Annotated in this window: 19 protein-coding genes; 2 read left to right on the plus strand and 17 right to left on the minus strand. The window is 55.9% G+C overall.

Annotation, left to right across the window (positions count from 1 at the left end):
- Positions 1 to 3 precede the first annotated feature (3 nt).
- Genes rfbD through G7K71_RS03150 form a run of 4 tightly spaced genes read right to left on the minus strand, consistent with a single transcriptional unit; the run spans position 4 to position 2578 of the window.
- A complete protein-coding gene (gene rfbD / locus G7K71_RS03135) occupies positions 4 to 861 on the minus strand; it encodes a dTDP-4-dehydrorhamnose reductase (protein WP_166343435.1) in 858 nt (285 codons plus the stop codon).
- Entirely contained in the window at positions 854 to 1315 is a 462-nt protein-coding gene (locus G7K71_RS03140) for a dTDP-4-dehydrorhamnose 3,5-epimerase family protein (protein WP_166343437.1), read from the minus strand. Before G7K71_RS03140 ends, rfbD begins: the two co-directional genes overlap by 8 nt.
- A 19-nt stretch (positions 1316 to 1334) precedes the next feature.
- On the minus strand, positions 1335 to 2402 hold the full coding sequence (locus tag G7K71_RS03145) for a glucose-1-phosphate thymidylyltransferase (protein ID WP_166343439.1): 1068 nt from the start codon (positions 2400 to 2402) through the stop codon (positions 1335 to 1337).
- On the minus strand, positions 2399 to 2578 hold the full coding sequence (locus tag G7K71_RS03150) for a hypothetical protein (RefSeq protein ID WP_166343441.1): 180 nt from the start codon (positions 2576 to 2578) through the stop codon (positions 2399 to 2401). Before G7K71_RS03150 ends, G7K71_RS03145 begins: the two co-directional genes overlap by 4 nt.
- 334 nt (positions 2579 to 2912) lie before the next feature.
- Between G7K71_RS03150 and G7K71_RS03155 the strand changes: the two genes are divergently transcribed.
- The gene (locus G7K71_RS03155; protein WP_013821838.1) at positions 2913 to 4808 is read left to right on the plus strand and encodes a PrkA family serine protein kinase; all 1896 of its coding nucleotides are present in this window, start codon (positions 2913 to 2915) and stop codon (positions 4806 to 4808) included.
- A gap of 11 nt (positions 4809 to 4819) precedes the next feature.
- Positions 4820 to 5974: a sporulation protein YhbH gene (gene yhbH / locus G7K71_RS03160; protein WP_166343443.1), complete on the plus strand. Its 1155-nt coding sequence runs from the start codon at positions 4820 to 4822 to the stop codon at positions 5972 to 5974.
- A gap of 32 nt (positions 5975 to 6006) precedes the next feature.
- Here yhbH and G7K71_RS03165 read toward each other — a convergent pair whose 3' ends face one another.
- The 13 genes from G7K71_RS03165 to G7K71_RS03225 all read right to left on the minus strand — a co-directional run bounded on the left by G7K71_RS03165 (position 6007) and on the right by G7K71_RS03225 (position 20726).
- Positions 6007 to 7761, minus strand: coding sequence for a sigma-54-dependent Fis family transcriptional regulator (locus G7K71_RS03165; RefSeq protein ID WP_166343445.1), 1755 nt, complete (start codon positions 7759 to 7761; stop codon positions 6007 to 6009).
- A gap of 361 nt (positions 7762 to 8122) precedes the next feature.
- On the minus strand, positions 8123 to 9727 hold the full coding sequence (locus G7K71_RS03170) for an IS1182 family transposase (protein ID WP_166343448.1): 1605 nt from the start codon (positions 9725 to 9727) through the stop codon (positions 8123 to 8125).
- 182 nt (positions 9728 to 9909) lie between these two features.
- Complete coding sequence (locus G7K71_RS03175) at positions 9910 to 10728, minus strand: CoA-transferase subunit beta (protein ID WP_166343450.1); 819 nt, start codon at positions 10726 to 10728, stop codon at positions 9910 to 9912.
- A gap of 5 nt (positions 10729 to 10733) precedes the next feature.
- Positions 10734 to 11714 carry a CoA transferase subunit A gene (locus G7K71_RS03180; protein ID WP_166343452.1) on the minus strand — a complete coding sequence of 327 codons (981 nt, stop codon included), beginning with the start codon at positions 11712 to 11714 and terminating at the stop codon, positions 10734 to 10736.
- Between the two features lie 74 nt (positions 11715 to 11788).
- The gene (locus G7K71_RS03185; RefSeq protein ID WP_279286272.1) at positions 11789 to 12937 is read right to left on the minus strand and encodes an acyl-CoA dehydrogenase; all 1149 of its coding nucleotides are present in this window, start codon (positions 12935 to 12937) and stop codon (positions 11789 to 11791) included.
- A 21-nt stretch (positions 12938 to 12958) separates the two neighbouring features.
- Positions 12959 to 14140 carry an acetyl-CoA C-acetyltransferase gene (locus G7K71_RS03190; protein ID WP_166343454.1) on the minus strand — a complete coding sequence of 394 codons (1182 nt, stop codon included), beginning with the start codon at positions 14138 to 14140 and terminating at the stop codon, positions 12959 to 12961.
- Between the two features lie 514 nt (positions 14141 to 14654).
- Positions 14655 to 15035, minus strand: coding sequence for a RidA family protein (locus G7K71_RS03195; protein ID WP_166343456.1), 381 nt, complete (start codon positions 15033 to 15035; stop codon positions 14655 to 14657).
- 144 nt (positions 15036 to 15179) lie between these two features.
- Complete coding sequence (locus G7K71_RS03200) at positions 15180 to 15902, minus strand: type 1 glutamine amidotransferase (protein ID WP_166343458.1); 723 nt, start codon at positions 15900 to 15902, stop codon at positions 15180 to 15182.
- Positions 15874 to 17277: a MurT ligase domain-containing protein gene (locus G7K71_RS03205; RefSeq protein ID WP_243174547.1), complete on the minus strand. Its 1404-nt coding sequence runs from the start codon at positions 17275 to 17277 to the stop codon at positions 15874 to 15876. Before G7K71_RS03205 ends, G7K71_RS03200 begins: the two co-directional genes overlap by 29 nt.
- 510 nt (positions 17278 to 17787) lie before the next feature.
- On the minus strand, positions 17788 to 18738 hold the full coding sequence (locus G7K71_RS03210) for an MBL fold metallo-hydrolase (RefSeq protein WP_166343460.1): 951 nt from the start codon (positions 18736 to 18738) through the stop codon (positions 17788 to 17790).
- 103 nt (positions 18739 to 18841) lie between these two features.
- Positions 18842 to 19366, minus strand: coding sequence for a Uma2 family endonuclease (locus tag G7K71_RS03215; RefSeq protein WP_243174548.1), 525 nt, complete (start codon positions 19364 to 19366; stop codon positions 18842 to 18844).
- A gap of 125 nt (positions 19367 to 19491) precedes the next feature.
- The gene (locus tag G7K71_RS03220; RefSeq protein ID WP_166343464.1) at positions 19492 to 20322 is read right to left on the minus strand and encodes an ATP-binding cassette domain-containing protein; all 831 of its coding nucleotides are present in this window, start codon (positions 20320 to 20322) and stop codon (positions 19492 to 19494) included.
- Positions 20323 to 20345: 23 nt separating this feature from the next.
- Positions 20346 to 20726 (minus strand): helix-turn-helix domain-containing protein, encoded by a 381-nt coding sequence (locus G7K71_RS03225; protein WP_207712610.1) that lies wholly within the window; start codon positions 20724 to 20726, stop codon positions 20346 to 20348.
- Between the last annotated feature and the right edge of the window lie 51 nt (positions 20727 to 20777).

Genomic DNA, 20777 nt, shown 5'->3' on the forward strand with positions numbered 1-20777 from the left:
CTTTTAAGTTATTTTTTGTCTTTCCGACAGGTACCTTTCCAGGGCGTCTGCCCACGGCGGGAGCAGGTAGCCGGTGGTTTCCTTCAAGGGAAACGGGTCCAGCACCGAATAGAGCGGTCTTCTGGCCGGGCGGGGAAACTCCGCCGTGGAGCAGGGGGCCAGTTCCACCTCCAGGCCGGCCAGTTTGAATATTGCCGCCGCAAATTCGTACCAGGTGGTGCTGCCGCTGTTGGTGACGTGGTAGGTGCCGTACCGGCCGCTTTCCACCAGGTCGGCAATGGCCCGGGCCAGATCCACCGTGTAGGTGGGGCAGCCCCGCTGGTCGCTGACCACCCGGGCGGCGCCCCTTTCCCGGCCGATCCGGAGCATGGTCTCCACGAAGTTCCTGCCCCCGGGGCCAAAGAGCCAGCTGGTGCGCACGATGAAGCAGCGGCAGCCGGCCTCCGCCACCGCCCGCTCGCCCCAGAGCTTGCTTTTACCGTAGACGTTCAGGGGATTCGGGGGGTCATATACGCCGTAGGGTTCACCCTTTTGGCCGTCAAAAATGTAGTCGGTGCTCACATGCACCAGTACAGCATCCATTTCCCGGCAGGCCAGGGCCAGGTTCCGGGGTCCCAGGCCGTTGACCAGGAAGGCCCGCTCGCGGCTGGTTTCAGCACCATCCACGTCAGTAAAGGCGGCGCAGTTGACCACCACCCGGGGCCGCAGCCGCCACAGGGCGGACCGCACCGCTGCGAAGTCGGTGATGTCCAGTTCCCGGCGGGAAAAGAACAGCACTTCTTCCCCGCGCCGCCCGAACTCCGCGGTCACCGCCCGGCCCAGCATGCCGGCGGCGCCGGTGACCAGCACCCGCCTAACCATGCCGCACCTCCCAGGAATAGGGAATGGAGGGGTCGTTATAGGGCAGGCGGTATTCGTCGGGCTGTTCGTAGTTGTACAGCTCCGTGGGGAAGTTGACGATTAAGGCCGTCTGGTTGCCTTCGGCGGTAAAACCGTGATAAACCCCCGGTGGGATCTTCAAAAGGCAGGGGTTGAGGTAGCCCAGGTGGAACACATTGATCATCCCTTTTGTGGGGCTGCCCTCCCGCGGGTCGTAGAGCACCACTTTGGCCATACCCCCCACGCAGACAAAGTGGTCCCACTGGATTTTGTGGTAGTGCCAGGCCTTGATCACTCCCGGGTAGCAGGCAGTGATGTAGGCCTGCCCGAACCTGTCAAACTCCGGCCAGTCAGAGCGCAGCATCTCCATGAGAAAACCCCGCTCGTCGGGGATCAGGCGCAGCTTCTTTACCTGCACGCCGCCGATCAGCTCCATAAAAAAACCCCTCCTGCTCTCAAATTACCACTTCCGCGTCGTCGCCCACGAAAAGGCGCAGGGCCCGGCGGCGGCCGCCGGCCCGGACCACCCGGGTGTTGCTCCCGATAAGGCTGTCCTCGATGTGCTCCACGTCCACCAGGCGGCAGTTCTCCAGCACCACCGCATGTTCCAGGGAAACCCGTTCCAGGTGGCTGCCGCCGGCAATGGCGGTGTAGGGGCCTACAAAAGAGTCAATGATGCTAACTCCACTGCCGATGACCACCGGCCCCCGGACGACGCTATTCACCACCCGACTGCCCTCCCCTATTTCCACCCGGCCCACCACCTGGCTATTGCCATCCACCTCTCCCCGGACGTCCCGCCGGGCGAACTCGTCCAGCACCACCCGGTTGGCCTCCAGGATATCGTCCTTTTTGCCGGTGTCCAGCCACCAGCCCTCCAGGATGCGGGCTTCCACCGGACAGCCCATATGGATGAGCTCCTGGATGGCATCGGTGATCTCCAGCTCCCCCCGCCAGGAGGGTTTTATGCGCCCGATGGCTTCGTGAATGGCCGGCCGGAAGAGATACACGCCCACCAGGGCCAGATCGCTGGGCGGGTCCTTTGGCTTTTCAATTAACTGGACAACGTGGTTCCGGCCGTCCAGAACGGCCACGCCAAAGGCCCGGGGATCTTTTACCCTTTTGAGCAGGATGAGGGCGCCGGCTTCGCCGGCGGCAAAGTCCCGCACAAAGGACCCGACGCCGCCCTGGATGAGGTTATCCCCCAGAAACATCAAAAAGGGGGCATCCCCCAGGTATTCCCGGGCCGTCTTCACGGCGTGGGCCAGCCCGGCGGGAGTCTCCTGCAGTATGTAGGTGATCTTTATTCCCCAGCGGGAACCGTCCCCCACGGCGTCTTTCACGTTTTCGCCCGTTTCCGGTGAAATGATTACCCCCACATCATCTATCCCCGCCGCTGCGATTTGCTCCAGCACGTAAAAGATGATGGGCTTGTTGGCCACGGGGATCAGCTGCTTGGCCGTGGTATAGGTTAGGGGCCGCAGGCGCGTGCCCTTCCCGCCGGCCAGTACCAGAGCTTTCAAACTGCTCCTCCCCCTTTCAGAACACCGTAAACAAAGTTATCACCGGCATCCCGCAGGCGCGGGTGCCGCGCGTCCCGCAGCGGCAGCGCCCGGGTCACCCACTGGCCGGGCGATGCGCTGGCCAGATTGTTCCAGATGGTTTCCATATGGATGCAGTGGTTCGTTTTTCCTTCCATATATGAACAATTATAACATGGTAGCATGGGTGTTTTCTATGTTTTTCGACCTCGACGCCAGGCCAGCGCCACCGCCCTCTCCAGATCGCTGGGGAAATATCTGGCCAAATACAAGGAGAACACTCGGTCCACGAAACGGGCCGGCGACAGTTTGGTACCACGAGTCATAGCTGCCAGCTTTATCGTCAAACAGCTGTTTCATATGCAGCCCAGGTGCAGATATTGTCGGCTGACGGATTCTTCTACCAGGCCAGGGCGCATATAATGTAATACTAAACACTGGGAATGTACAAATCCGGCTTGTGGATCTATTCCACGGCAAAGGAGTGAGACTATGGACTTCCTGAAGAGGCTGGAAGAACACCGGTCCCTGGAAAAGGAACTGGCCTGGGAGGGTACATTCCAGGAGTATTTACAGATAGTTAAGGAACGTCCCTGGATATGCCAGCTTGCCCACGCCCGGATCTACAACATGATCAAGGACGCCGGGGTAGAAGAGATAGATGGTGTTAAGCGCTATAAATTTTTCTCCAGTGAACTCTTCGGCCTGGATAGAACCCTGGAAAAACTGGTGGAGGAATACTTCCATCCGGCTGCCCGGCGGCTGGACGTGCGCAAGCGCATCCTCCTGCTGATGGGACCGGTAAGCGGCGGCAAATCCACCCTGGTGGCCATGTTAAAAAGGGGCCTTGAGAAGTACAGCCGCACCGACCGGGGGGCTCTCTACGGCATCAAGGGCTGTCCCATGCATGAAGAACCCCTGCATTTAATCCCCAGGGAACTGAGGCCGGAATTTGAGAAGGAATACGGCGTCTACGTGGAGGGGGAGCTCTGCCCCTACTGCCGTATGATACTGGAAACAGAATACGACGGCAGGATTGAAAATGTACGGGTGGAAAGGATTTTCCTGTCTGAAGAAAACCGGGTGGGCATTGGCACCTTCACCCCTTCCGACCCCAAGTCCCAGGACATTGCCGATCTCACCGGCAGCGTGGACTTTTCCACTATTGCCGAGTACGGTTCGGAGTCGGACCCCCGGGCCTACCGGTTTGACGGTGAGCTGAACATTGCTAACCGGGGCATCATGGAGTTCCAGGAAATGCTAAAATGTGATGAAAAATTCCTGTGGAACCTCCTGAGCCTTTCCCAGGAAGGAAACTTCAAGGCCGGCCGTTTTGCCCTGATCTATGCCGACGAGATGATCGTAGCCCATACCAATGAAAACGAGTACAAGGCCTTTATCAGCAACAAGAAAAACGAAGCTCTGCATTCCCGCATCATTGTTATGAAGATTCCCTATAACCTGCGGGTAAGCGATGAAGTCAAAATTTACGAAAAGCTCATCCGCCAGAGCGACTTGAAAGATATTCATATTGCCCCCCACGCCCTGCGGGTGGCGGCTATCTTCTCCGTTCTCTCAAGGCTGAAGGAAAGCAAGAAACAGGGCATGGACATCGTGAAAAAGATGAAGCTCTACGACGGCGAGGATGTGGAAGGCTTCAAACAAAAGGACGTTACCGAACTGCAAAATGAAGCGCCGGAGGAGGGCATGAGCGGAGTGGACCCCCGCTATGTGATCAACCGTCTCTCCTCTGCCCTCATCCGCACCTCCACCAGGTGCATTAACGCCCTGGATGTGCTGCGGGCGCTGAAAGACGGGCTGGACCAGCACCCTTCCATCACCAGGGAAGAGAAGGAGCGGCTCTTAAACTTCATCTCGATAGCCCGCAAGGAGTACGACGAGATGGCCAAAAAGGAAGTGCAGAAGGCCTTTGTCTATTCCTACGAAGAGTCGGCCCGGATACTCTTCGACAACTACCTGGACAATGTGGAAGCCTATTGCAACGGGACCAAATTAAAAGATCCCATTACCGACGAAGAGCTGGATCCCGACGAAAAATTGATGCGCTCCATTGAGGAACAAATCGGCGTGTCCGAAAACGCGAAAAAGAGCTTCCGGGAGGAAATTCTCATCCGCCTGTCCAGCTACGCCCGCAAGGGTAAGAAGTTTGACTACACCTGCCACGAGAGGCTGCGGGAAGCGGTGGAGAAGAAACTGTTTGCCGATTTGAAGGACGTGGTCAAAATCACCACCTCCACCAAGACTCCCGATGCCGAGCAGCTCAAACGCATCAACGAGGTCAGCAACAAGCTCATTTCCGAATACGGGTACTGCGCCGTTTGTGCCAACGAACTGCTGAAATATGTTGGCAGCCTGTTGAACCGCTAGGGGTGAGGCTGATGTCCGGAAAATACATCATCTCCCGGGAAGACTGGTCGCTGCACCGCAAAGGGGAGATTGACCGGCAGCGTCATCAGGAGAAGGTCCGGGAGGCCATTAAGAAAAACCTGGCGGACGTAGTCAGTGAGGAAAGCATTATCATGTCCGATGGGAATAAAGTAATTAAAGTTCCCATCCGTTCAATAGAAGAATATCATTTCCGCTATGACCGGGGGAAAATGAAGCATGCCGGCCAGGGCGACGGCAAGAGCAAGGCAGGAGACGTACTGGGCAGCGATCCCCAGCAGGGGGGAGGAAAGGGCAAAGGTGGGGCTGGTGAGGAGCCGGGCGTGGATTATTATGAAGCCGACATCACCATTGATGAGCTGGCCGAACTGATCTTTGAGGACCTGGGCCTGCCCAACCTGGAACAAAAGAAAAAACCCGAACTGGCTTCCGAATCGGTGGAATTTAAAGACGTCCGCAAGATGGGCATTTCCAGCAATATCGACCGCAAACGGACCATCTACGAGGCCATTAAACGCAATGCCCTGCAGGGCAAAAAAGGGCTTTCCACCATCACCAGAGATGACCTGCGCTACAAAACCTGGGATGTCACCTTCAAGTACGAATCCAGCGCCGTGGTCCTGGCCATGATGGATACTTCGGGCAGTATGGGGCCCTTTGAGAAGTACATCGCCCGTAGTTTCTTTTTCTGGATGGTGCGGTTTTTGCGTACCAAATACCAGAATGTGCAAATTATTTTCCTGGCCCACCACGTGGAGGCCAGGGAAACCACCGAAGAGGAGTTTTTCACCAAGGGAGCCAGCGGCGGCACCCGCTGCTCATCGGTCTACAAGCTGGCTCTGGAGATCATTGAAAACCGTTTCCCGCCCCAGGACTACAACATTTATGCCTTTCACTTTTCCGACGGTGACAACCTGGCCTCGGACAACGAAAACTGTGTCAAGCTGGTCAATGAGCTCTTGAAGGTGTGCAACCTGGTGGGTTACGGAGAAATCGAAGGGCCATATTATTATACCAGCACCTTGCGTTCGGCTTATAAAAAAATAAACAATCCCAGATTCGTTTCCATTACCATTAAAGACAAAAAGGACGTCTACCCCGCCCTGAAAAAATTTTTCAGTGTGGCACCGGAGCAGGTGAGACATTAGGTGCCGGGAGCACGTTTCCCGGTTTTTTCTTTTTAACCCTCAATTTGATAACGCTTTAACTTCTTGTACAGGCCGGCCCGGGATATACCCAGCAATTGGGCCGCCTGCCGCTTGTTGCCTTTGGTGGCCGCCAGGGCCTCTAAAATGGCTTCCCTTTCCGCCTCTTGCACCAGCCTGGGCAGGCCGCTCTGGCCGGTCCGCTGCCCCCCGGCCAGGCCGGCCTTTTGCAGGTAGAGGGGCAGGTGTTTTTTCTGGATAATGGTACCGTCCAGCACGTTATAGGCCCGTTCCAAAACATTTTCCAGTTCCCGCACATTGCCCGGCCAGTGGTGGTTCATCAGTATTTCCATGACCTCCGCGGAAACCCCGGTTACCCGCAGGCCGAACTGGCGGTTGAAATGCTTAATGAAGTGCTCCACCAGGAGTTCCAGGTCATCCATGCGTTCCCGCAGAGGGGGAATATTTAAGGTGACCACATTGATGCGGTAATACAAATCTTCCCGGAAGCGGCCTTTGCCGATCAGTTCTTCCAGGTTCTGGTTGGTAGCCGCGATAACCCGGACATCGACGTGGCGGGGCCTGGTATCCCCCAACCGTTCAATTTCCTTTTCCTGCAAAACCCGCAGGAGTTTCGCCTGCATGGACAGGGGCATATCGCCGATTTCATCTAAAAAAATGGTTCCCCCGTGGGCCAGCTCGAACTTGCCCGGCTGCCCGCCTTTGCGGGCGCCGGTGAAGGCCCCCTCCACGTAGCCGAATAACTCCGATTCCAGAAGGTTTTCGGGCACCGCCGCGCAATTCACCTTGATAAATGGACCCTTGCTGCGCAGGCCTTCGGTATGCAGGGCATGGGCAAAAAGTTCCTTGCCGGTACCGCTCTCCCCCAGGATGAGGACGGTGGAACTGGTCATGGCCACCCGGCGGGCGGTTTCTTTGACGGCTTCAAATTGTTTGTTGCGGCCGATAATCTGGTCGAAGCTGAACTTGCTGCGGTGAACCCGCTCCAGCTCGCCTTTATAGTAATCCAGCTCGCTTTTGAGATGGCGGATCTTTTTGATCAGGGCGTATAACTCTTCCACATCCCGAAAGGCCACCACTCCCAGGGCCCCGACAATTTCCCCGTCCCGGATCAGGGGCACCCGGTTGGCAATAACTTCATGGCCGTTGAGGTTGGCCAAATATCCATATTCCGCTTCCCCCGTCTCCATGGCCCGGGGAAAGATGGGTTTGCTCTCCCCGTACACTTCATAAACGTTTTTGCCGATAATTTCTTCGGGGGTTTTGTTAAAGAAGCTGGCAAAATTATGGTTGGCCATGGTAATCACGTAATTCCGGTCTATAGCCACGATCCCGTCACTGGACAGATCCAGAATTTGTTCCAGTAAATTTTTCAGCTCCCGGATGCGGGCGTTATCGCTGGAAAGCTCGTCGATGATATTCTGGATTTCGTTGATATTTTGAAATTCCGAAATAGCACCCACTATCTCCCCGTTACGCCAGATGGGAGTGCGGTTGACCAGGTAAACCCCGTCTTTTAACTGCAGGCGGCGTCCCAGCTGCGGCCGCCCGTCCTGAAGCACATCCAGAAGCGGTGTTCCTGGAAAAAACTCGTTAATATGGCGGCCAATCAGTTCCTCCCTGGGCATTTCCAGGTAGCGGGCAAACTGCGGGCTGCAATAAATGATCTCCCCTGACTTGTCTACGGCAACGACATTGCTGGCCAGGGAATCTAAAATGTCACCCAGATCCGGTATTAATGTCTCCGCCAGACCAACCCTCTTGTTCAAAGCCCGTCCCACCTCACCGCCAGGCATTCTACTTATGTTTACACTTGATTACTTTTTTCTACACGTCTTCTTCAGAATCCTCTCCTTTTTAAAAATCAAAAAAAGTAAAGGCCGGCACCGCCGGCCAAAAAAAGGGCCCGGGGCCGCTTTTTCCTTCCCCGGGCCTTCGTTCAAATCAGACCTAGGAGCCTGTTGCAAAATGGTCTCTTTTTTCTGCTGAAAAGCCACTTGCAAAAATTTTGGATTACAATTAATGGTAATCTGTCATAGAAACAGGCTTAAAACATGCTTAAATCAGCTAATAACCATTTGTTTTACGTTTATTTTCCTTATTTTACCTGCATTTGGGTAAACTACCCACCTATCCACTTGCCAGGACTAGTGTGGTGCAATTTATTACCATACCGGTATGGGGAACCACAGAATTTTCTTTTTGGTTAAGCAGCTTCCAGTAACGTTTAAAGTTAACCACAGTGGCAATTAAAAGCGCCTGCAGGGTTACTTTGGCCAGACCAAGATAACGAGCTTTTCGCAGGCCATGCATCACCATTTCCGCCTGCTTTCTCTCGATTTTGCAGCGTTCGGGATATTTACCGGCAAACTCATCGGTTTTTTGAAAGGCCCGACCCTCCTGGAGGTAGCGTTCGTAGGCATTTACCGTGACTGTCCGTCTACCCTTTTTGTTTCTGGTACACTGGTTTAATAAAGGGCAGTTTTGGCACTGTTCCGGGGAAAAGAGAAATACTTTGAGCCGGCCCGTTTTTTTGTCATAGATTTTTTCAGGTGCGATTTGACCGGCTGGGCAGCGGCAGATCTGTCTGTCCAGGTCAATTTCAAAAGCCGATTTGGGGAAACAGCCATCTTTCCCGATTCCTTCGGGGACAGGGCTGATCACTTTAATCTGGCGGGTGGCCATTTCTTCCCTGACCCTGCCCGTGCCATAAGCAGTGTCAAAGATCGCTTCCTCTGGCCGGCGCTCTTCGGGCTGCTGGTCGACAAGCGCAAAAGTTGCCTCTGAATCGTGGGTGTTCCCGGGGGTTACGGTAACGGCGGTGATAAATTCACTTTCTTTATCCATGGCGGTATGGCTCTTGTAGCCGTCAAAGAGCCGGGAGTGAGACTTTCTTCCGTGGCGCATTTCGGGATCAGTGGTGGAAATGACCCGGTCCTTGGCCACCCCCCGTTTTATGGTTACCGAGCCGTCTTCCTTTTGTTCTATATCCTGGGTGGCTACCGTCAATAGGAGGTCTTTTAATTCCCTTTCTTTACAGGATAATTCCATCCCCTCCGTTGCGCTAATAATCGTTAAGGCATCCTGGTAAAGCTGGTTTAACAGCCTTTCCCGTTCGGCGGGGTCTTCCCAGTTGATTTTGGGTTTGCCCTTGCCCTGATAATTAAGATTCAGCCTCAATTCCGGGAAATCAGGGCGTTTTTTCAGGGCGCTCAAAAGTTTTCTTATGGCCAGCCGGATTAAAGTGTAGGTGTCCTGGACCGCTCCGGCACCCAGGACGTAGGTGGAGTCCATGATCTGTTGAACACATTTAGCGGGAAGCAACCCTTTGGCTTCCGCCGCCTTCAGGATTTCTTCAAAAGCGGCGCGTTCTTTCTTGTTCAACAATAACCTGGCCCGAAACCGGCACAGGTCGGTATGGTCAAATCCTGCTTCCCCCAGGGAAAGGTTCAGTGCTACTTTCCAGCGCAGGTCGTATAAAGCACGTTGTTCCGCTTCCCGGTCTGATACCCGGTCGTGAAACTGCAGCAGGAGCACCTTGACCAGGCGGCTGGGTGGGATGGACGGACGTCCGCAGGAGGCATAGCAGTCGGCAAATAGTTCGTCCCGGAAGATATCGTCAGCCTGAGAGAGGCCATAGTAAAAGCTGTCTTCGGGAACGAGGGGCTTTTGCTCCCAGGCCTGCAGGACGTCGATGTTCGTAAATTTCAATTGTTGTTTTTGGCGGCCCAGCATTTCAAATTACCACCCTCTATCTAATGATACCTTAGATATTCGACAAATTGCTGGTCAATTCCTTCTAAATGGAAAATCTTATGGTTTTTCCGTTAGATTTTTATGGGTGGTAAGGAGTTTTGCAACAGGCTCCTAGCAATCAACTTCCCCACGGTGTTGGACATCCGCCGGTACCCGGCTGTTCAACTGCCCAGGAAGAGTCCTTCCGGATCAATGACATTGCGCAGCAGGTACAGCTCATGATAGGTGGGCGGAGGAGTTTCACCCCGGCAGCGGCTGACATCCAGGTCGAAACCCACGTTATTTTTCACGTCTTCTACGGTAACGCCCGGATGAACGGTATCCAGGTACATCTCTCCCGTTTCCTCATCGAAACGGAAGACGGCCATGCTGGTGATTACCGCCACCGGCCCACCCCGGAACACCGAACCAAAAGCCTCCTGGCGCGTGACCCATTCACCACCGGGCCACTTCTTGACCCGCCAGCCCGGTGAGGTGACATAATCCACCTGTTCTTTAAAACGGCGCTTCTCCTGAACCATGATGAACACGGTGCGCCTGGCCAGGGAGTTGATATCCGGGTTACCGCCCGAACCGGTGAGGCGCACCGCAGGATTGTAATAGTCACCACCGATGGCGGTGGTGTTTACGTTGCCATACCTGTCAATTTCCGCCCCACCCAGAAAGGCCAGGTCCACAACCCCCCGCTGCAGCTGGCTGAAAACGTCCAGGAGGCCCGAGGATACCGAAGCCCTGTACTCACAGCGGGCATCCCCAACGGAAGAAGGCAGGTGTGCCGGCCGTCCGTCCATGGAGCCGGCCTCGTAAATGATCGAAGCCCGCGGCGCACTGGTTTTCTGAGCCAGGGTTACCGCCAGCATGGGCAGCCCGGTGCCGGCAAAGACGACCTCGCCGTCCTGGATTTCCCGGGCACCGGCTACGGCCAAAAGTTCTATCAGCTTGTATTCCCCGGGCTGAGCCGGACTGTGGTTATTACGCATATTCCCTACGCACCCCTCTTCACCCGCGTGCTGTACTTGTAGGAGGAGTTGGCCCGCAGCGTATCCAGACGCCGGAAGCCTATCTTGTACAGGTATTCATCAAAGCTGTTTACTTTGAGGATCCACTCTTCCGCCCACGCATCGAAGCCTTCCTGGGTCTTGGTCTTGCTGTAGAAATCGCGAATGAACTTCCCGTCCACCTCGTAATACCCGAAGCATCCGGTGGGATGGGCACCCCATGGTTGCTCAATGATGGCATCCACCAGGTAGTGCGGGATCAGGTTGGCCGTAGGTTCCTGGCGAATAACCTCTTCCGGCACGATTTCTTCGGCTACCACGATCACCTTGTCGGCGGCTTTGATGGCTTCCGCGTCGGAATAGCGCTGCCCGTATACCCGCACGGTGCCTTCCTCCCCCACCTGCTGTACGTGGGCAATACACACGTTAGGCCGTGCTGCGGGTACATGAATAATATCGCCCTGCTCACCAAAGAAAGGATCGGTTAAAAATTCAAACTTGCGCCTGGGAATGCGGGGGTTGGAGCCATCCCGCAGGCCATGTTTACCCAGGACGTCATACTCGGGATTGAGGATGTCCGTACCCAGGGAAGCCCGGGTCGGCAGGTAAGGAACGCCCATGGCCCCGGCAGCAAAACGCATGATCATGTGCACGTGACTGTAATCTTCCACAATCAGTTCCCCGGATTTCAGCTTGCGGGCGGCGTTGGCCCCGACCTTCCCGTACAACTCGTGGCCAATCCAGCAGGTTTCCAAAACCTTGACGCAACCCGCCCCGATCAGGATTTCCCCATGGGTACCCGAATTGACTTCGATCAGGTGCAGGTTTCTTTTGCGCTGGCGCACTATCTCATAGACAATGGCCATGGGTCGCCGCCAGATGGTAAAGCCGGAAAAGGTAATCATGTCACCGTCGTTAATCAGTTGTACCGCTTCTTTAATACTCATGCGTTTATTTTTTTTAGCCATGAAAAATCCCTCCTTAAATTTCTTTGGGCCGGCTTAAATTTGAAGATTCATAGAGATACAGCGGTGTTACAGATTTAGCCCCGCAACAGGTTTTTGGCAATGACCAGCCGCTGGATCTGGTTGGTGCCCTCATAGATCTGGGTGATCTTGGCATCGCGCATGTACCGCTCCACGGGGTACTCCTTGCAGTAGCCGTAACCGCCCAGGATCTGTACCGCATTGGTGGTGACAAACATGGCCGTATCCGTGGCATACATCTTGGCCATGGAGGCTTCCTTAGAGTGAGGCAGCCCTTTGTCTTTCAGCCGGGCGGCCCGGTAAACCAGCAGCCGGGCGGCATCGATCTGGGTGGCCATGTCGGCCAGCATGAACTGGATGGCCTGGAATTCCGCTATTGTACGGCCAAACTGCACCCGCTGCTTGGAATACTCCAGGGCCACGTCAAAGGCCGCCTGGGCAATGCCCAGACCCTGGGCGCCGATACCGATGCGGCCGCCGTCCAGAAGGGCCATGGCCACCTTGAAGCCTTCGCCTTCCTGGCCCAGCACGTTCTCCCGGGGCACCCTGGCATTGTCAAAGATCAGCTCCGTGGTCCGGGAACCGTTGAGACCCATCTTTTCCTCCACTTTGCCAATGGTAAAGCCCGGGGTATCCTTCTCGATTAAAAGACAGGTGATTCCCTTGTGCCCCTTGCCCGGGCTGGTGCGTACGAAGGTGACGTAGAGGTCCGCTTCCCCGCCGCTGGTGATGAAGATCTTGCTGCCGTTGACAATATAGTGGTCGCCTTCCAGCCGGGCGCTGGTGGACAGGTTGGAGGGGTCTGAACCGGCGTTGGATTCGGTAAGGGCAAAGGCGCCCAGCCACTCGCCGGTAGCCAGCCTGGTTAGATATTTTTTCTTTTGTTCTTCCGTGCCGTGATAGAGGAGGGAAAAGCACCCTAAAGAGGTGTGCACCGCCAGGATTACGCCGGTGGAGGCGCAGGCCCGGGAGATTTCTTCAATGGCCATGATATATGAGAGAAAGTCGCACCCGGCACCGCCGTATTCTTCGGGTATGGGTATGCCCATCAAGCCCAGCTCGGCCAGCTTCTTTATGTTCTCCCGGGGGAAGCGGTGCTCCCTGTCGATTTCTGCCGCCCGGGGGGCAAACTCGTTCTGGGCCAGTTTGCGCACGGTATCGCGGATCATCAGTTGTTCTTCGGTAAGGTCAAAGTCCAGGGTCATTTTAATTCAGCTCCTTGCTTTCTAGTCATCTACCCGCACCAGCAGGGCATCGCCCTGGGCGGCGCCGCTGCAGATGGCCGCAATGCCCAAACCGCCGCCCCGCCGGCGAAGTTCATAGATGAGCGTCATCAGGATGCGGGCGCCGCTGGCGCCAATGGGATGGCCGAAGGCCACCGCGCCACCGTTCACATTTATTTTGTCTTTCGGTAAATTGGCAATCTTTGCACTGACCAGGACCACCGCTGCAAAGGCTTCGTTCACTTCAAAAAGGTCAATGGCGTCCACCGGGAGTCCCTTTTTGGCCAGCAGTTTGTTGATGGACAAACCCGGTACGGTGGCAATGTATTTGGCATCCTGGGAAACCGAGGCATGCCCCAGTATGGTGGCCAGGGGTTTTATGCCCAGCTCGTGTGCTTTTTCCCGGGACATCAGCACCAGAGCCCCCGCCCCGTCGTTGACCCCCGGGGCATTGCCCGCCGTAACCGTGTTGTTGGGGTCGAAAACCGGCGGCAGGCGGCGCAGGGCCTCCAGGCTGGTGTCCCGCCGGGGCGCTTCGTCCGTGTCCACCACTTTCGGGTCGCCCTTTTTCTGGGGTACGGCCACGGGCACAATTTCTTCCTTCAGCCGCCCGCCGTCCATGGCCGCGATGGCCAGCCGGTGGCTGCGCAGGGCCCATTCGTCCTGTTCTTCCCGGGAGATGCCGTATTCTCTGGCCACTTCGCCGCCGTGGATGGCCATGTGCCGGTTGTAAAAGGCACACCACAGGCCGTCGTGGACCATCAGGTCGGCAAACCTGGTGTCACCCATGCGCAGGCCCCAGCGGGCGTGCACAAAGTAGGGCGCGTTGCTCATGCTTTCCATGCCGCCGGCAACAATGATGTCGGCGTCGCCGGCCCGGATGATCTGGTCGCCCAGGGTTACCGCCCGCAGGCCGGAGGCACAGACCTTGTTTATGGTTTCCGAGGGCACCTCCCAGGGCAACCCCGCCAGCCGGGTGGCCTGGCGGGAGGGAATCTGGCCGCAGCCGCCCTGCAGCACCTGCCCCATGATCACGTTTTCCACCTGGTCCCCGTTGATGCCCGCCCGCTGGATGGCTTCTTTAATCACCATACCCCCCAGCTGGACGGCAGTGAGGGGTGCCAGAACCCCGCCCAGCTTTCCAAAGGGCGTCCTGGCTGCGCTGACGATTACCGTTTCCCGCACTAAAAACTTCTCCTTTCCCCGCAGTAATTTTATAAACACCAACAACGCATTCAGCGCCACAAAAAGAGGATGAAAATGGCCGCCGTTTCGCACGAAACGAGGGACACTGAGTCAGCAGAGCAGCAGCGGAAGCGGGGGAGCGGGTGCAAGATTGCCTGCGAGGCTTACCGGAGCGGTGCTCGTAAACGGCAGGCAAGTACTTATTTTCAGAATAGAGCAAAAGGCATGCCAAAAGAATATAGCTGAATTATCGCTCAAGTAGAAAACTTTATTTTATTTGATTTTTCTATGGATTTTGACCAAGGGCTGCCGGGGCAAAGTGTATACATTGTAGACAGTTGTCGTTTGACATGCCACTTTTTTTGACTTTACATGGCGTCCCGCCAGAGCGGGCAGCGGACTTTGTTAACTTTTTGCTCATTAGAAATTGAATAGTCCCCGGTATAAACCGGGGACCATCTACCGTAATGGCCACATCCAAATATTTGCTCAAAACCGCCGGGTATACCCTGCCCTACAGGAGAGCGATGGCTTCAATTTCCACCAGCACATCCTTTGGCAAGCGCGATACGGCCACACATGAGCGAGCGGGCGCACTCCGGGCAAAAAATTCAGCGTACACTTCGTTTAGCCCGGGAAAGTCATTCACATCGGTGATAAACACGGTAGCCTTCACCACCCGCTCCAGGGAAGTGCCTGCCGCCGCCAGCACTTCTCTTAAGTTGTTCAACACCTGCCTGGTTTGAACTTTAATATCCCCCTCCACCACCTTACCTGTGACCGGATCGATGGGAATTTGGCCCGAGACGAATACAAATCCACCGGCTTTAATGGCCTGCGAATAAGGTCCTATGGCGGCCGGAGCCCTGTCGGTGCACACTACTTCCTTCTCCATTTTGAAAACCCTCCTGTATCCAGTGATACAGTATGTATTATTTGCCTTTTTGTCCTGAAACATCTGCCCGGCTCAATGTCGCTTGCTTCGTGCAAAACGGCTGCCATTTTCATCACCTGCTGGTGGCGCTGAAAGTGTCATGGTCTACTTCAAAAGGCGCTTGAGCATTATTTCAGCGGCTGCCCTTTCCAGACGGTCGTCCAGGGGAGCAAGTTCTGCGGGCAAACCCCGGCGCTTGAGCGCCAGGGAAATGAGGTAATCTACAAGCCGTGGGTTCTTGGGCAGAAGGGGACCGTGGAGGTAGGAGCAAAAGACGTTTTTGTAACGGGCTCCCTCGGTGCCGTCCTCCCCGTTATTGCCGTAACCCACCAGCACCCGGCCCAGCGGGGAAATCTGTCCCAGGAAGGTGCGTCCGGCGTGGTTTTCAAATCCGGTCACCCGCACCGGTTCCCCCTCTATCTCCAGCTCAACGGCCACGTTGCCGATCATTCTCTTCCGCCCGGCCTCCGTATAAAAGTCTAAAAGACCCAGGCCGGGAATCACTTGGCCTTCAAGGGTGCGGTAATACCTGCCCAGCAACTGGTAGCCGCCGCAGATGGCCAGCACCACCAGCCCATCCTCCACCGCCGCCTGCAAAAGTTCCCGGCGTTTTTCCAGATCCCTGGCCATGAGGTTTTGTTCCCGGTCGGAACCCCCACCCAGGAAAAGAAAATCCATCTCCTGGAAGTCAACCGGATCGCCGAGATTAATGCGGTATACCTCCACCTCCATACCCCGCCACTGGCAGCGGCGGACATAGGCCATCACATTACCCCGGTCCCCGTAGAGATTTAACAGGTCAGGATACAGATGGCAGACTTTCAACATGATTCTCCCTTTTTGCATAGCCGCTCAAAATCCTTTCCAGAGGCCACAGGGCCGTGTAGGTAGCCAAAAGATAGGCCGTTTTGCCGGAGCCACTTAAAACGTGCTCCACGGCCCGCGGCATTTCCTCCACCACAATCTTCTTCAGGGGCACCCCGGCATATTTCAGCCTGACGGCCATTTCCGCCCCCCTTTGCCCGGTGCAAACCAGGAAGTTTATGCGGAAGTGGTGTTCCTCCAGAACCTCAAAATCCACGTCCCACAACCAGGAGATGTCCCGGCCGTCGGCATCGTTATCATTAATGGCGATGAGTACATCCACTGGCCCGGGAAGGGAAAGCAGGGTGTTTAACCCCTCGTTAAACCCGGTGGGGTTTTTGACCAGGTTTAAGAGTACCGCCTTATCCCGGTAACGGAACCTTTCCATACGCCCGGTGGCCGGGGTGTAAGCGGCCAGGGCGCTAATTATGACTTCCGGTTCCACGTCCAGGAGCAGGCCGGCCGAAAAAGCCGCCAGGCCGTTGTAGAGGTTATACAGCCCGGGCACGGGAATAACCAGCTCACAGGAACCGGCGGGGGAACGCAGGCGGACACTTACCCTGTGACTGCCCGGGGAAACTTCCGTGCCCTCCACATCGGCGAAAGGCCGGGAAAAGCCGCAACCGGGACAACGGTAATTACCCAGCTGGCTGTAGTGATAGTAGACATAGACGAGCTCCCGCCCGCAATGAGGGCAAAAGCGCCCTTCCCGGGCGGCGGTGGAAAAGGAAGCCACCTGATGGTGTTCCCCCAGGCCATAATAAAACGCCTCTTTACCGGTGGAGGCAGCCAGAGGGGCTACCAGGGGATCATCGGCATTTAATACCAGCCTGGTCCCCGACAACTGAACCAGGGCCTCACGGATGAGGGATATGGTTTTGTCCAGTTCCCCGTAACGATCCAGCTGGTCCCGGAAAAAGTTGGTGATCACCACGATGTTTGGATATACCTGGCGGGTAACCCGGGGAAAGGAGGCTTCGTCCACCTCCAGGAGGGCGTAATCGCAGTCCACCCGCCCGGAGAGGGATGCGGCCTTTAAAAAAGCGGCGGTTACGCCGGTAATCAGGTTGGCCCCCTCGGCATTAACCACCACCCGGTAACCAGCCTCTCTAACAACCCGGGCAATCATGTTGTTGGTGGTGGTCTTGCCGTTGGTGCCGGTCACCATGATCACGCCCCGGCGGGCCTGCCGGGCCAGGCAGGGCAGGATGCCGGGGCAGATCCTCAAGGCTACCATACCGGGCAGGGAGGAGCCTTTACCCCGTCCCAGCAAGCGAACCAGCCACATGATTACTTTAGCAACCAGTATGGCAAGGATCAAACGCAAGCGAAAAGCCAAGTCTTTCCTGCACCCCTTGTTGATACTTTCGCATAACTACCCGGGGCGGCAGTCGTCCCTCGTCGCTCCGTGCTACGGGTCGGACGAAACATCGGCTTGCCTCGGAGCAAACCTGGCAGCGCTGCATATGCGCTAGAAGTCTTTTTCCTCACGGATAGTTATAGTATAAAGTAGCTTAATCATTCTATCGATAATGCTACCAGCGCGATTCGCGCTGCCGGTTCGCTAACCTCTGCCCAGCACTCACCGGATGCAACTTACTTGACAGGTAGTCAAAGATCAGCCCCGAGTTAACGGCCTATGAAGGTTATGGGCTCTTGTGAGTGCTGGGCGTGTTTCGTATCCGGCCCTCCAGCCCAGCACTCACAGGGCAAGCACTCCTTCGGAGTAACGTGATACACACATGTTCAACGGCTATTCTAAAAGAAAGAGGTTCTTCAGTGAGTGCTGGGTCGCTCCTTATGGGACGACCGCCGCCCGTTTCGCTTCTGGTTTTGCGACAGTACCTTGTTAGAGGAAATAATACGCCACGCCGTCCTTCTTCTCCACTTCCACCCGGCCTTCTTCCACCAGTACGTCCAGGTGGGCCTGTACTTCCGAAAGTCCTAAAAAGATGTTAAACCCCTTCAAATCAGGATAGGTGATCCGGGAAAGCTCAAAGGCGGTGCATGGCCCGTACTTGCGCAACAGGTCTACCAGGGCGTTGAAACGGGCCTGGTGGTGTTCCCGCACCATGGCCACCACTTGCCGGTAGTCGTCTATGACTTCCCCGTGCCCCGGCCACACCCGCTTTATGTCTATGGACGTCAGCCTGTCCAACCCCTGCAGGTAGTGGCGCAGGCTGGGTGCCCGGCGATTGGGGTGAACGGGATCGGGCTCCAGAAACGGGTTGGGGGTAATACGGGGCAGCAAAAAATCGCCGGAGATCAGGTTTTTCCCTGCCGGGTCGTAAAAACACAGGTGCCCGGTGGCATGGCCCGGAAAATGGAGCGCCTTCAAACTCCCGCCCTCAAAGGGTATTTCCGTGCCGTCAGTGGCGATTATGGCACCCCCGGGCGGCACAAAGGGCCGGGGGAGCTTATCCCCGTCCTTGAGAACTTCCGCTATGATCTCCGCCGGGGTACCGGCCTCCAGGACAAAGGGCATCCTCTCCCCGATAAAATCATTTTTACCGCTTAGTTTCTTTAAATCAAAGGGATGGATATATATCTTTGCCCCCGTCAGGGAGTTTATCCATTGGACCAGGCCGCTGTGATCGGAATGGAAATGGGTCAGCAAAATCCGTTCAATTTCGGCCAGGGGAACACCCAAACGGTTCAGTTCTTTCTGCAATACTTCCCTGGCCTCGCCGGTATCGGGCCCTGGATCCACCAGGGTATAGGGTCGTGAGGCGATGAGATAGGCATTGACCGGTCCCACCGCGTAAGGGGTGGGCACCACTATCCTGTGTAACGGTAACAACCAACAACTCCCCCTTTAGTAGAATGGCATCCGGCGTTGTCTGCCGCTTACTTTTATGCTCCGCACCGACACTAAGTTAGTTGCTGGTACTCTGAAGCGAAAATTAAAAAACCCTGTTCAGATCCAGCCGCAGGCCGGGAAGCACCGTGGAAACAAAAGGTTTTTCATCGTACCGGGCGTAGAGCTCCTTTTTTTCTCCATCCGGGATGAAGGTACACACCTCTATAGTTTGGGCCACCGGGTGCACATACCAGACTTCCCGCACCCCGTGGTTCCGGTAGAGCTCTTTTTTAACGGTTTGATCCATGGCCGCGGTGGAAGGGGATAGAACCTCAATCACCAGATCGGGCCCGCCTCTTATATTGGCCTCACCGATGATGTGCCGGCGCTCCTGGCTGATGAAAATGATATCCGGCTGAACCACATCTTCCTCCGTTAAGTAAACGTCAATGGGAGCATCTAAAATGACCCCCAATTTGTTTTCCTGAACATGCCAGCGCAAAATAAATTCCAGACTTCCGCATATCATCTGGTGGATCACGCTGGGCGCCGGTACCATATAAAGCCTCCCCCCAATTAGTTCATAACGCTTATCCACGGGTAACTGGAGGTATTCACGGTAAGTCATTTTTAATCCACCCAGGGACATCCCCTTCACCTCCGAAATCTCCGAAAAGAAAACATTTACAGTTTATTATACCACAGCTTAATCGCCTGGCCATAATAATAAAAGCACCTCTTCTCTAGAGGAGCTTAGGCCCGGTGTCCTGCCAAAATATCTTTCAGCAAGGCTGCCGCCTGTTCTACCGTATAGGGCACGGTTTTGAGCTGCAATTCGGGCAGGGAGCGAAAAATTTGCGCCACCAGGGGAAAGCGCAGGTTGGCCTGGCGGATTATATCCTCCCGGACCAGCAGTGACGGGTCACCCTGGGCCAGGGTGCGGCCGTTTTTCATGATCACCACCCGGTCGGCCCAACCGGCCGCCATATCCACGTCGTGGGTGGCCACCAGGATGGTGGCACCCCGGCGGTGCAGCCGGTCCAGAATATCCAGCAATGTATCCTTGCCCTGGGGGTCCAGGTAGGCCATGGGCTCGTCCAGGACGATAATTTCCGGCCCCATGGCCAGAACCCCGGCAATGGCCACCCGTTTTTTCTGCCCGTAGCTAAGGTGGTAAGGCGGTTTGTCCCGGTATGCCTCCATCTGCACTGCCGCCAGGGACTCCTGTACCCGCCGTTCGACCTCTGCGGCGGGCAGGCCCATATTCACCGGGCCGAAGGCCACGTCCTCCCCTACAGTGGAGGAAAAAACCTGGTCATCGGGATCCTGAAACACCAGGCCCACCCGGCTCTTAATCTCCCTGGCCGTGCGGGCGTTGACGTCCTGCCCCATAACCCGCACCTTTCCCCGCTGGGGCAGGTAAAGGCCGTTTAAATGCATCAGGAGGGTGGATTTACCGGCGCCGTTGGGCCCCAAAAGGGCCACCCGGCTCCCCCGGGGTATAGAAAGGGAAAGGCCCTGCAGGGCCCTGGTACCGTCCCGGTAGGTGTAGTGCAGATCCTCTACTTCAATGACAGCAGCCATAACCCTTATCACTCCTGGATTTTTTAGAATATGTTTACCCTAACTTGCAAACATTTGCAAACCGGGCAGGGTTTACCGCCTGGTCCGTCACCACCGCCCAGGAATTTTTCCCGCGTTTCCTGACGTGCCCTTTCACCTTTCCGACCTACCGCATTCAGTACGGGGGCGGAGGGACGGGTTAGAAATTCGCCGTCCCTCCGCCATCTTCCTGCCTGTCCGCTTTCATCCACTGTACAAGCCGCGCCTTTGGTATCCATCCTGATAAAACTGCCCAATCCAACACAAGGGATAATCCCCTGCCGCACATACTCATAGGCCGTGGACCGTTTCAGCCGCAGTATTCTGGCCACCTCCTCTACAGTGAGAAAGGCTGCCATAGTCTCAATTTCCCGTTCGGTGAGCAACGAAATCACCCCCATATAAAAAAACCGGGTCAAACCCGGTCTGAGCTTGTA

Source organism: Desulfofundulus sp. TPOSR (assembly GCF_011393055.1).
Lineage (GTDB): Bacteria > Bacillota > Desulfotomaculia > Desulfotomaculales > Desulfovirgulaceae > Desulfofundulus > Desulfofundulus kuznetsovii.

Excerpts from the sequence above, each read along its gene's own strand:
- rfbD (WP_166343435.1), bottom strand. The coding sequence starts at position 861 with ATGGTTAGGCGGGTGCTGGTCACCGGCGCCGCCGGCATGCTGGGCCGG.
- G7K71_RS03155 (WP_013821838.1), top strand. The coding sequence starts at position 2,913 with ATGGACTTCCTGAAGAGGCTGGAAGAACACCGGTCCCTGGAAAAGGAA.
- G7K71_RS03180 (WP_166343452.1), bottom strand. The coding sequence starts at position 11,714 with ATGGCTAAAAAAAATAAACGCATGAGTATTAAAGAAGCGGTACAACTG.
- G7K71_RS03175 (WP_166343450.1), bottom strand. The coding sequence starts at position 10,728 with ATGCGTAATAACCACAGTCCGGCTCAGCCCGGGGAATACAAGCTGATA.
- G7K71_RS03195 (WP_166343456.1), bottom strand. The coding sequence starts at position 15,035 with ATGGAGAAGGAAGTAGTGTGCACCGACAGGGCTCCGGCCGCCATAGGA.
- G7K71_RS03200 (WP_166343458.1), bottom strand. The coding sequence starts at position 15,902 with ATGTTGAAAGTCTGCCATCTGTATCCTGACCTGTTAAATCTCTACGGG.
- G7K71_RS03220 (WP_166343464.1), bottom strand. The coding sequence starts at position 20,322 with ATGGCTGCTGTCATTGAAGTAGAGGATCTGCACTACACCTACCGGGAC.
- G7K71_RS03150 (WP_166343441.1), bottom strand. The coding sequence starts at position 2,578 with ATGGAAGGAAAAACGAACCACTGCATCCATATGGAAACCATCTGGAAC.
- G7K71_RS03215 (WP_243174548.1), bottom strand. The coding sequence starts at position 19,366 with ATGACTTACCGTGAATACCTCCAGTTACCCGTGGATAAGCGTTATGAA.
- G7K71_RS03140 (WP_166343437.1), bottom strand. The coding sequence starts at position 1,315 with ATGGAGCTGATCGGCGGCGTGCAGGTAAAGAAGCTGCGCCTGATCCCC.
- G7K71_RS03185 (WP_279286272.1), bottom strand. The coding sequence starts at position 12,937 with ATGACCCTGGACTTTGACCTTACCGAAGAACAACTGATGATCCGCGAT.
- G7K71_RS03170 (WP_166343448.1), bottom strand. The coding sequence starts at position 9,727 with ATGCTGGGCCGCCAAAAACAACAATTGAAATTTACGAACATCGACGTC.
- yhbH (WP_166343443.1), top strand. The coding sequence starts at position 4,820 with ATGTCCGGAAAATACATCATCTCCCGGGAAGACTGGTCGCTGCACCGC.